This is a genomic window from Paraburkholderia sp. GW821-FHT02A12, from assembly GCF_059422005.1.
This window is the reverse complement of the sequence record NZ_JBWKWA010000001.1, coordinates 1979121-1991026: the sequence shown is the minus strand read 5'-3', so window position 1 is coordinate 1991026 and position 11906 is coordinate 1979121. Positions and strand designations below refer to the sequence as shown.

Here is an 11906-nt window from a genome sequence, read left to right as displayed (position 1 = left end):
CGCGTATCCCGCTCGAGCCCTTGCGCAGCCGCCGCAGCGGCGTCATCCCCGTCATCTGCCTCGCCCGCCTCGGCTGCCCTCGCCGCCGTCGCCGCCGTCGGCCGGCGCTCGCGCACGCGAGGCCGACACGCATCGCCGTCGCGCCCGCGGCAGCGAGGATCGGTTGTCCTGTTCTTCGTCGCTTTCCTGATCCCGCTGCTGATGTTCGGCGCGTTTGCGATCAACCTTGCGCGTGTGAGCGTGGTGCGCAACGAGTTGCAGAATGCCGCGGACGCAGCGGCGCTTGCCGGCGCCTCGGGGCTCGTCGCAAAAGGCTCCGGCACGCCCGGCTGGGCCGCGGGGTCGACGGCGGCGACCTCCGCGATCGCGCTCAACGCATCGGACAATACGAAACTGTCGAGCGCAACCGTGACAACGGGTTACTGGAACCTGGCGGGCTCGCCGTCGACCTTGCAGGCAACGACGATTACGCGCGGCACCTACGACGCCGCCGCGGTGCAAGTCACGGTGACGCGCAGCGCGAACCAGAACGGCGGCGCGATCAGCCTGACGTTCGGTTCATTGCTCGGACTGGCCAGCACGAACGGCACTGCCACCGCGATCGCCGTCGCCGCGGCGCCCGGCACCGTCGCAGGTGGCCTCTTCCCGGTCGCGCTCGGTCAATGCGTGTACAACACGTATTGGAATTCGAGCACCAATCAACCGAAAATCGATCCGTCGACCGGCACGGCATACGAATTCGATATCGGCAACGGACAGACCTACGGCGGCTCATGCGAGGCCGGCCAGTGGACCTCGTTTTTGAGCGTCGCGAACGATGTCCCGACGATCCGCGGGCTGATCGCGAACGGCAACCCTGCACCGCTCAGCATCGGCAACAGCATCTACATTCAGCCCGGCGTCAAGGACACGATTTACAACTCCGTTCCGATTAACACGGTCGTCTACGTTCCCATTGTGAGCACTATCCCCAACAGCAGCGCCTATGAGCCTATCGTCGCGTTCGCAGCGTTTTATATCGATGGTGTCGCGGGCGGCAGCGGCAAGTACATCAAGGGCCATTTCCTCACCGGCTATGACATCCCGCAGTCTTCGGGCGTCGGCCCCAATTACGGAGCGTATGTGCCGCCCCGCCTGGCACTTTGACGAAACGGCACGCGCTGCTCACCGTGCGTCCGCGACCAGCACGCGCAGACCTGGTACGTGTTCAGCAATATCGCCGGGCTGACATTGATGGTGGCGTCTGCTACAACATTTGGGCTGAAGGCAACGGCCATGTCCTATGTTTCCAGCGTTGCAACGGTCATTCGTTGCCGCGGCAGGAGGCTCCGGACGCGCGTTGCCAGTCCGCGATCCTCCGTCTTTCATCATACGTTTTGCGCGAATCTCTTTTCGCCGGTACCGTGTCGCTGGTGCAGCACGGAGCGAAGGGCACAGTCAGACTGGCGCGTGCAGGCGCTCACCTCGGGCGCTCCGGGGAGGTCACTATTTCGTCGCGGTCGTCGAGGTGTATCGTGACAACGATGCCCGCTGCTGTACGCGTTGCCGACTGCGCAGATGCCGCCTTGTCATTTGCATTTCATGCACACCCGGCGCAGTCGAGGCAGATGAATGGGGGCGCCCCCTCTTAACCAATGACGAGCAGAAGCCTGATGGCGAAGTACGGCAGATGAACGCTACACACGGTTCCGACGCAGCTAGCAACCTCCAGATCCTGTGGGAAGATGGCGAGCGCGTCTTCTGTCGAGCGCGGCCCCCGGGCCGCAGCGACAGCGTGCTGCTTGCGCGGGCAAGCGCCGAACATCCCTCACCCACCAGCCTCGATCGCCTCGCTCACGAATTCGCTCTGAAGGCCCACCTCAATGGCGCGTGGGCGGTGCGGCCTATGGAGCTGGTGCACGCCGCAGACGGCCGGACCGTGCTGGTGCTCGAGGATCCGGGCGGCGAGCCGCTCGAGCGGCTGATCGGCGCACCCATGGAGGTGGGCAGCGTGTTGCGCCTCGCCGTGGGCATCACCGCGGCGCTGGGCCAGCTCCACCAGTGTGGCCTCGTCCATAAGGACCTCAAGCCCGCTCATATTTTGGTGAACTGCGCGGACGGCCAGGTGCGGCTCACCGGCTTCGGCATCGCCTCGCGGCTGCCGCGCGAACGGCAGCCGCCCGAGCCGCCCGAAACAATCGCCGGCACGCTCGCCTACATGGCGCCCGAGCAGACCGGGCGGATGAACCGTTCGATCGATTCGCGCAGCGACCTCTATGCATTCGGCGTCGCGCTCTATCAGATGCTCACCGGTGCGCTGCCGTTCACGGCCGCCGACCCCATGGAATGGGTGCACTGCCATGTCGCCCGAAAGCCGATGCCGCCCAGCGCGCGGGTCGAGACGGTCCCGCCTGCCCTCTCGGGACTCGTCATGAAGCTGCTCGCCAAGACCCCCGAGGAGCGCTATCAGACCGCGGCCGGCGTCGAGCGGGATCTGCGGCACTCCCTGGCCGAATGGCAGCGTCAGCGCCGCATCGATGCCTTCCTGCTGGGTGAACACGACACGCCCGACCGGCTGCTTATCCCCGAGAAGCTCTACGGGCGGGAGCGCGAGGTCGAGGCTTTGGTCGCTGCATTCGACCGTGTCGTCAGGAGCGGCACGCCGGAACTGGTGCTGGTTTCCGGCTATTCCGGCATCGGCAAATCCGCGGTCGTCAACGAACTACACAAGGTGCTGGTGCCGCCGAGGGGACTCTTCGCCTCGGGCAAGTTCGATCAGTACAAACGCGACATACCCTATTCGACACTGGTGCAGGCTTTTCAAGGCCTGGTGCGGCCGCTTCTCGGCAAGCGCGACATGGAGCTGGCGATCTGGCGCGACGCATTGATGGAGACACTGGCGCCGAATGCGCGGCTCATGACCGATCTGATCCCCGAACTGAAGCTCATCATTGGTGATCAGCCGCCGGTCCCGGAACTTGAGCCGCATCAGGCACAACGCCGTTTCCAGCTCGTCTTCCGGCGCTTCATGGGTGTCTTTGCCCGACCGGAACACCCGCTGGCGCTGTTTCTCGACGATCTGCAATGGCTCGACGCCGCGACGCTCGACCTGCTGGAGGACCTCCTTACCCGCTCCGATCTGCAACACCTGATGCTAATCGGCGCCTATCGCAACAACGAGGTCGATGCTGCACATCCGCTGATGCGCAAGCTTCAGGCCGTCAGGAACGCGGGCGCCAGGCTCGATGAAATCGCCCTGGCGCCTCTCGCCCGTGAGCACGTGGAGCAATTGATTGGAGAGACGCTTCGCAGCGAGCCGAAACGCGCCGCGCCGCTCGCGCAGCTCGTGCATGAAAAAACCGCGGGCAATCCGTTCTTCGTCATTCAGTTTCTGCACGCGCTCGCTGACGAGGATTTACTCACCTTCGATCATGACACGGCCTGCTGGTCCTGGGATCTGCCCCACATTCATAGCAAGGGTTACACCGACAACGTGGCCGACCTGATGGTCGCGAAGCTGGTCCGCCTGCCCATCGAAACGCAGCGGGCGTTGCAACAGCTCGCCTGCCTCGGCAACACCGCCGCGATCGCGATGCTGTCGAATGTTTTGGGGAACTCGAAGCAGCAGGTCCGGGCGTTGCTGCGGCCGGCAGTCCACCAGGAACTGGTCGAGCACCTCGACGGTTCCTATAAATTTGTGCACGACCGGGTGCAGGAGGCCGCCTATTCACTGATCCCGGAATCCTCGCGCGCCGAGGCTCATCTGCGTATCGGGCGGCTGCTCGCGGCGCAGGCGTCCCCCGGAAAACGGGAGGAGGCGATATTCGAGATCGTCAATCAACTCAACCGTGGCGCAGGGCTGGTGACCTCACGAGAGGAACAGGAGCAGCTGGCCGAGTTCAATCTGCTCGCCGGCCAGCGCGCCAAAGCGTCGACAGCCTATGCGTCGGCCCTCACCTATTTGATCACCGGTGCGGAACTCCTGAAAGACGATTGCTGGGAACGCAGGCATGAACTGATCTTCACGCTGGCGTTGAATCGGGCCGAATGCGAATTTTTGACCGGCCGGTTATCGGTCGCGGAGGAGCGATTGGCAAGGCTGTCGTACCGCGCGACGACAACGGTCGAACAAGCTCTCGTCGCGTGCCTGCAAATGGATGTCTACCTGACCCTCGACCAGAGTGGGCACGCGGTCGGTGTTTGTCTCGACCACCTCCGGCGCGTCGGTATTGAGTGGTCGGCCCATCCGAACGAGGAGGATGTGCAACGGGAATACGAGCGCATCCGGTCACAGCTTGCAGGCCGGGCAATTGAGGATCTCATCGATTTGCCGCTAATGGAGGACCCGGCGTCCCTCGCGACCGCCGATGTTCTGAGTAAGCTCTTGAGGCCGGCGTGGTTTACCGATGCCAACCTGGCTTCCCTGACGATATGCAAAGCGGTCAGTCTCAGCCTTGAGCATGGCAACTGCGATGCTTCATGTTTCGCCTATGTCATGTTTGCCAGGATCGCCGGACCGCGTTTTGGCGACTATCAGGCCGGATTCCGGTTCGGCCAGCTCGGCTACGAACTGGTCGAACAACGCGGGCTCAAACGCTTCGAGGCGGTGACGTATCTTTGCTTCGCGCTTTACGTCGTGCGCTGGATGAAACACGTGCGCGTGAGCCGCGAGCTGCTGGACCGCGCATTCGAAGCGGCGAACCGGATCGGCGACCTCCCGTCTGCAGCCTATACATGCTGCCACATCAGTTCGAACCTGCTCTTTGCCGGCGAGCCGTTGACCGCGGTGGAACGCGAAGCCGAACAGGGCCTGGCGTTTTCCGGGAAGGCACGATTCGGCCTGGTCATTGATAACATCACCACGCAACTCGCGCTGATCCGGATGCTCCGCGGCATGACACTGAAATTCGGTTGCTTTGACGCCGGTGGATTCAACGAGCTTCATATCGAGCACCGTTTGTCCAGCAACCCGGCCCTGGCGACCGCTGCGTGCTGGTACTGGATCCGGAAATTACAGGGGCGCTATATCGCCGGCGACTATGCGGCGGCCATGGACGCTGCATCGACGGCACAGCGGCTGCTATGGACCTCATCGTCGCATTTTGAGGAATGCGAATATCACTTCTACGGCGCGCTGGCCCGAGCCGCCCATTGCGACCGCGCGCCAGCCGAGGAGCGACCGCAGCATCTGGACGCTGTGGCTGCGCATCACCGGCAACTGCAGGTCTGGGCGACGAACTGTCCGGAGAATTTCGAGAACCGCGCGGCGTTGGTCGGTGCCGAGATGGCTCGCCTCGCGGGCCGCGATAGTGACGCGATGCGCCTCTACGAAGAGGCCATCCGGTCGGCACGCGCAAACGGCTTTGTGCACAACGAAGCGCTTGCCAACGAACTCGCGTCCCGCTTCTACGCGGTGCGCGGTTTTGAGAAGATTGCCCGGGTGTATTTGCAGGACGCCCGACAAGGCTACCGACGTTGGGGCGCCGACGGCAAGGTGCGGCAACTCGACGAGATGTATCCGTATCTCAGGGAGGAGGAGCGAGCCCCCGGGCCGACCAGTACGATCGGGGCGCCGGTCGAACACCTCGACCTCGCTACCGTGATAAAGGTGTCGCAGGCCGTCTCGGGTGAGATCGTCCTGGACAGGCTGATCGATATGGTCATGCGCACGGCGATAGAACAGGCCGGCGCCGAACGCGGTTTGTTGATTCTTCCTGACGGCGGCGAACAACGGATCGCAGCGGAAGCCACGACGGGAGGCGACACGCCTCGCGTGCAGTTGCGCGATGTGCCGGTGAGCGCGGCGGTGCTGCCCGAGTCCGTGCTCTATCATGTCCTGCGCACGAGGGAGAGCGTCATTCTCGACGATGCCGCGGGCGAGCCTACGTTTGCCGCGGATCCTTACATCCGTCAGCATCGTACCCGTTCAATTCTCTGCTTGCCCTTGATGAATCAAGCCAAGCTCATCGGCGCGCTCTACCTCGAAAACAATCTGATCACCCGTGCATTCGCGCCAGCCCGGATTGCGGTGCTCCGGCTCCTCGCTTCCCAGGCGGCGACCTCGCTCGATAACACCCGTTTGTACCGCGACCTCGCGGAACGTGAAGCCAGGATCCGGCGACTCGTCGACGCCAACATCATCGGAATCATCGTGTGGAATGCCGATGGCGACATCCTTGAGGCCAATGACGCATTTCTGCGCATGGTGGGATACGAGCGCGAGGATCTTGTCTCAGGTCGCGTACGCTGGAAGGATCTGACGCCGTCGGAATGGCGCGAACGCACCGAACGCGCCTTGGCACAGGTCGGGCAGACCGGGAGTACGCCGCCCGACGAGAAGGAGTACATCAGGAAGGACGGCAGCCGTGTGCCCGTCATGGTCGGTAGGGCCGCTTTCGACGCCAGCGGGAAGGAAGGCGTCGCTTTCGTGGTCGATCTGACCGAGCGCAAGGAAGCCGAGCACCGCTTGCGCGAGTCCTACGAGATGCTGCGGGAACTTACCTCCCGTCGCGAGACGGCACGCGAGGAAGAGCGCAAACACATTGCGCGGGAAATGCACGACGAACTCGGACAACACCTCACCGCGCTTCGCATGAGGGCGTCGGCATTACGCATGCAGTTTGGCAATGACCGCCCGGAACTGGTCGAACAGACTCGGGCACTGATTGCCCTGGCGGACGAAACCATGCAGGTTGTAAGGGGCGTCATCGCATCGCTCCGCCCTGCCGCATTAGACACGGGTATTGCGGCAGCGCTCGAGTGGCTCGCTGCCGAGTTCAACCGCAATGGCCGCACGGTGTGTCGCCTCCGCTTGCAGGACGAGAATATCGTCGTGAGCGAGGACCGCGCTATCGTGCTGTTTCGCCTCGTCCAGGAGGCGCTGACCAATGTCGCCCGTCACGCCGCGGCCAACCAGGTGATCATCACGCTGGAACGAACGCCCGATGCCTGTCTGCTGGAAGTCCGCGACGACGGTCAAGGATTCGATGCTCTGGCGACCCGAAAAAAATCGTTCGGACTGGCGGGAATGGAAGAGCGCGTTCTGATGCTGGGCGGGAAGATCGACATTGTCAGTTCGCCGGGAACCGGCACCGCGATCAAGGTAAGTCTTCCCGAGGCGTTGATCTGAAAGCCAAACCTCAATTGGCGTTTGTTCCCTCAAACTCGACGATTTCGACCCAGTTCGCCCCCTTACCTACCGGATATTGCCCAATCGCACTCAACGCGCCTGTCTTGCTGTCGATGCGGTAAGCGCTCAGGTTCGTCGACAACTGGCCCACCGCCAGCAGGTACTTGCCCGACGGATCGATATTGAATCCGCGCGGTTGTTTTTCGGTCTGGTACGTACCGATGCGCGTCAACTCACCCGAGGCCGCGCTGACCTTGTAAGCCGCGAGCGTGCTCGATGTGCGCTCCGATGCATACAGGAAACGCCCGTCCGGCGTCAGGTGGAGATCCGCTCCCCAAGGCTTGTCGCCCGAGAAATTGGGCGGCAGGATGGAGACCGCCTGAACCGGCTTGACCGTGTCGCGGGAGCCATCGAAGGCGAGCACGTGAAGCTTGCCGTCGAGTTCATCGATCAGGTACGTAAAGCGATGATCCGCCGAGAACACGAAGTGGCGCGGTCCCGATTTTGGCGGTAACGAATACGCAGGCGCGGCGTCGGCGGTCAACTGCCCGTTCGACGCGTCGAACTTCAGACGCAGCCAGGCATCCGAGCCGAGTACCGACGCGAACACGTAGCGGTTGTCGGGGGCGCTCCGGATCGCGTGCGCCATCGGGCCGGTGCTCACAGTCTGCAGCACTTCGCCGACCACGCCATCTGCGGCGATCCGGTTCACCGCCAGAAGGTTGCCGCCGTATGACGCGGAAAAGAGGTAGCGGCCGGTCGCGTCCGTCGAGACATACGGCATGCTCTCTGCGAGCGGCGCCCTGCCGAGTTCGATCAGCCGGCCGTCGAGCGGATTGACCGCAAAGCTCACCACGCGATACGGCTTCGAGCGCAGTCCGGCGTAGAGCCGGAGATGGTCGGGCGAAAACGCCATCGGCATCACCGTTCCGGCGACAGCCACCGTCTCTACTGCAGCAAGCGAGCCATTCGACTTGTCGAGGCTGAAGACCGAGATATCCTGGCTATCTGCATTCGATACGTATGCGTAGGTTGCGGCCTGCGAGGCGCAAGACACAGCAACGCCAGCCAACATGATTGCGCCTGCACCCAGGACGCTTTTAATGTTCATGCTCACACTCCGTTTAAAAATGATTGAAATCGCCTGACGTAGGCGCACGCGATTGGCGCCTCGAACGACGATCGTGGTTTGCTTGAGAAACGAAGGCTCGACCAGCGCTATGTTTCGATGATTCGTAGCACCTATTGACTGCTGAGACGAAATGCCGACACAGCATCCGTCATTGACTGCGCCTGCTGCTCGAGCGCGCTCGCGGCAGCGGCGGCTTGTTCGACGAGCGCTGCATTTTGCTGAGTGACCTGGTCCATCTGGGTCACTGCCTGGCCAACCTGTTCGATGCCAGCGCTCTGCTCGATCGTCGCCGCCTTGATTTCATTCATGATGGTGGCCACGCTGCGCACCGCACCGACAATGTCCTTCATCGACTGCCCTGCCTGGCCGACAAGACTATTGCCGTTCGCGACATCCTCGGCCGATGCGCCGATCAAGGCCTTGATCTCGCGCGCGGCATCGGCGCTGCGCAACGCGAGACTGCGCACCTCGCTTGCGACCACGGCGAAGCCGCGTCCCTGCTCGCCCGCCCGAGCCGACTCGACCGCCGCGTTCAACGCGAGGATATTGGTCTGAAACGCGATACTGTCGATCATCCCCGTGATCTCCGCGATCCTGCGAGAACTCTGGCTGATCGCATTCATCGTCTGGATGGCGCGCTCGACGACTTCGCCGCCACCCTGCGCGACATCCGCCGCGTTCGAAGCCTGTCTGCTAGCCTGCTGTGCGTTGTCCGCATTCTGTTTGACGGTCGACGTCAGTTGTTCCATGCTGGCCGCGGTTTCTTCCAGCGCCGCGGACTGCTGTTCCGTGCGGCTCGACAGATCGAGATTGCCCGCGGCAATCTCCCGCGCCCCGCGGTAAATCGCCTCGCAACTATTGCGCACGTTCGCCACGGTCTGCGACAAACCACGCTGCATCCGCTGCATCGCCGCAAATAGCTGACCGATCTCATTGCCGCTCGCCTCGGGAATGCGCGCCGTCAGATCGTTCGCCGCGATTCGATCGAGCAGGTCGGCGGCGTCCTTTAGCGGAGCCGTCACGATGCGCCGCAGCGCGAAATGCGTGGCGACGATCAGCGCAAGCGCGCCGCCCCCCCCAAAAACGACCAGGCTGACAACCCACGTGTATTCGCGATCGGCCTGCGCGATGGCGTCGCTCGACAGCGTGTTCGCCATGCTCTGGAATTTCTCGACCTTCACCGAATACGCTGCGCCCGCCGCCGTAATGTCGCGATCGTTGATCGCGGCGTAGGCGTTCGTATCGCCGGCACGCAGGGCATCGGCGGCTTTCTTCAGGATCGCCGCGAGATTGACCGACGATTCGATCAGCTGCCGCTTCAACTCGTCGTCCTGATCACGAAATACGGGCGCGCCGCGAAACGAGTCCGTTTCCATGGCCGCCCGGTTCAGCGTGGTTTCGGCGCTTTTCAGCGCTGAGTCTCGCATCGCCTCGTCGTTGCGCTCCTTCAGCGCCGAGTAGGCTCGCGTCAGCGCGGCGCGGGTGCGTGTGGAATCCTTGTAGCCGTCGTTGACGAGAATTTCCTGTGTCGCAATCTGATGGATGCGCGCGAGATTGCTGTTCGCGCGGCTGAGCGTGGTGATACCGATCACCCCGCCCAGCAAAATCATCGCGGCAAAGATCAGGAAGACAGCCAGGAGACTATTTCGAACCGATACGTTTCGCATGCCGCTTTCTCAATCCCGTGTTGTACGATGACGGGTTTAACGGCAGATGGCGGGATCTCTTTAGCAGAATAAGCTAAGCGAGCGTTTTGACCTTCAGCAGAATAAGCGTTTCGGCCGGTTTGACGTAGGACATCAGACCACTGATCTGTCAATGGTCAAGGCGTTCCGCCTTGCTGCCCGCCGCCTCGATGTAACCGCGCAACTGGCTTGGCGAATTGCTGTCGACCTGGTTGAGGGTGATCTTCGCGGACTGGCCCGGTGCGAAATTCGGATTGCCGTTGACATAGCCGGCCTGCTGCATCGAAACGATCACGGGTGAGCTTTCGGCATCCCCGGCAATCCCTACGACGAAGCTATGACAGGTCCAGGCTCAGGATCTGCTCCTGTGGAGCGGCATCGGCGTCAGGCTCCCGTGTCGTCAAGTCAGTAGCGGTTGAAAGACCGTGCCGGTCGATCCAGCGGCGTGCCCAGTTAAGCGCGTGCTGCTGCGCACTTTCGACGTCTGCGAAACGCGGGCCAACGAGTCCTGAACGTTCGACGCGCTTGCCATCCTTCACAATCTCCGCCCATGCGCGGAACATTGCGCCCGGCCCCGGCTCTGCCGCCGCATAGATGACGTAGCCGCGCCGGTCGGCAATCTGCGAGCTGTAAGACGACAGCCCCTTCCGCAAGCTACGCGTGCGGTACGCTTGCGGCAAGGGCCGCGCCACCGCCGTCACTCGCGACTCGACATTGAGGGGCGCATCGACCCTTCGCCCCAGAAGCTGCCGGCTGATTTCAGCGAATGGATCGACCGCCGTCGAACCGTTCGTTGCGCCCTTCGACGTCTGCCATGACCCTGCACTCCTCCAGACCACGCCACCCTGATCATCGCCGGTGTGCCTCCGCGAAACAGGTCCAGCTGCGGGTCTCGCGGCAGCCGAAGAATGTTCTGAAAGGAAGGAAAATTCTCTTCCAGTTTGCGACAGCAGTCGAATCATCTCGGCAAGCGTACCGCTCAGTTGCCATTCCTCGAAGCGGCGTCGGCATGTGGGACTGGACGGATAACGGCCCGGCAGCCTCGACCATGATTCGCCGGTTGTCAGAATCCACAGGACTGCATTTGCGATGACGCGCGGCTCGATTCGGGGCCTGCCGCGGCGGTTCAGACGAACAAGCGGCTCATCGGGTACGAGATCGGCAACCGTGTTCCATTCGTCATCACTTAGCTCTTCGAAAAACATGTCTTTCTCCACGCAGACTGGACCGGTCCACGCCTCTGGACAGTCACGGATTCATGACTCCCGATCCGGGTGATGTCCTCGGTTGCACAGTATGTCGGTACGCACGGTGCGGCGGTCCGCGGTCCGCGGTCCGCGGTCCGAATCCGGCCGCTCGGAAATCCAACTCGTTCGGCGCGTGTCACAGCGCGTCGATCCCGGCGCGCGATAGGCGCTCGAAGACTTCGAAGGCGATGTCATGACCCGGAGCACGTCGAGAACAGGCGAAAGATCCGGTGCGATGGCCAACGCATTCGACTACATGCGTCTGCCGTCAGGCGGCAAGCCGGTCAAGGCTCATAGCAGGTCGAATCGTCTCCGGCGGAAACACTTGCCAGTTGCCATCGTTGTGACGGAAGAAAAACACCGTAAGCGTACCGGCCGGCCGCTGGGCCTCGACGCAAATACAGCGTGCGGCGGCGGGCCCCGGGAGACGGCAAAGCTGAACACGCACAAGACGTACGCCAGTCGCGCCAAACCACTTGTCAACCAGCACGCGCAAGGACTTCTCCGCCGTTGTCATATCCGCCTCCGTGTGATCCCGTACGAAACCATGCTAGGGCTTCGAAATACTTCTTTCCGTCGGGAGCGGCGGATCGCGCGGTGGGGAATCATTGATTCGCGTGTCAGGATATCCGTACATTAGCTGTCATGCCGGGAGCCGCCCTACTCTGGCGGCATGCTGGGCCGATCCGGCGTTGTGACGGGGACAGAAGAGGCGGTGCTTGATGTGTTGCCGG

6 protein-coding genes are annotated in these 11906 nt (G+C 62.6%); 2 read left to right on the top strand and 4 right to left on the bottom strand.

Annotated elements, in window-relative coordinates; all coding sequences use genetic code 11:
• Nucleotides 1-168 precede the first annotated feature (168 nt).
• Both AC07WT_RS08900 and AC07WT_RS08895 read left to right on the top strand, forming a co-directional pair.
• Nucleotides 169-1146 carry a pilus assembly protein TadG-related protein gene (locus tag AC07WT_RS08900; RefSeq protein WP_494948412.1) on the top strand — a complete coding sequence of 326 codons (978 nt, stop codon included), beginning with the start codon at nt 169-171 and terminating at the stop codon, nt 1144-1146.
• 523 nt (nt 1147-1669) lie between these two features.
• The gene (locus AC07WT_RS08895) at nt 1670-7108 is read left to right on the top strand and encodes an AAA family ATPase (protein WP_494946783.1); all 5439 of its coding nucleotides are present in this window, start codon (nt 1670-1672) and stop codon (nt 7106-7108) included.
• A 10-nt stretch (nt 7109-7118) separates the two neighbouring features.
• Here AC07WT_RS08895 and AC07WT_RS08890 read toward each other — a convergent pair whose 3' ends face one another.
• From AC07WT_RS08890 to AC07WT_RS08875, 4 genes are all read right to left on the bottom strand, one after another.
• Nucleotides 7119-8183, bottom strand: coding sequence for a lactonase family protein (locus tag AC07WT_RS08890; RefSeq protein WP_494948411.1), 1065 nt, complete (start codon nt 8181-8183; stop codon nt 7119-7121).
• A 167-nt stretch (nt 8184-8350) separates the two neighbouring features.
• Nucleotides 8351-9907 (bottom strand): methyl-accepting chemotaxis protein, encoded by a 1557-nt coding sequence (locus AC07WT_RS08885; RefSeq protein ID WP_494946782.1) that lies wholly within the window; start codon nt 9905-9907, stop codon nt 8351-8353.
• Nucleotides 9908-10055: 148 nt separating this feature from the next.
• Nucleotides 10056-10220, bottom strand: coding sequence for a hypothetical protein (locus AC07WT_RS08880; RefSeq protein ID WP_494946781.1), 165 nt, complete (start codon nt 10218-10220; stop codon nt 10056-10058).
• A gap of 40 nt (nt 10221-10260) precedes the next feature.
• Entirely contained in the window at nt 10261-11130 is an 870-nt protein-coding gene (locus AC07WT_RS08875; protein WP_494946780.1) for a transposase, read from the bottom strand.
• Between the last annotated feature and the right edge of the window lie 776 nt (nt 11131-11906).

Coding starts and splice junctions, on each gene's coding strand:
- AC07WT_RS08895 (WP_494946783.1), top strand. CDS start 1,670: ATGAACGCTACACACGGTTCCGACGCAGCTAGCAACCTCCAGATCCTG.
- AC07WT_RS08890 (WP_494948411.1), bottom strand. CDS start 8,183: ATGTTGGCTGGCGTTGCTGTGTCTTGCGCCTCGCAGGCCGCAACCTAC.
- AC07WT_RS08885 (WP_494946782.1), bottom strand. CDS start 9,907: ATGCGAAACGTATCGGTTCGAAATAGTCTCCTGGCTGTCTTCCTGATC.
- AC07WT_RS08875 (WP_494946780.1), bottom strand. CDS start 11,130: ATGTTTTTCGAAGAGCTAAGTGATGACGAATGGAACACGGTTGCCGAT.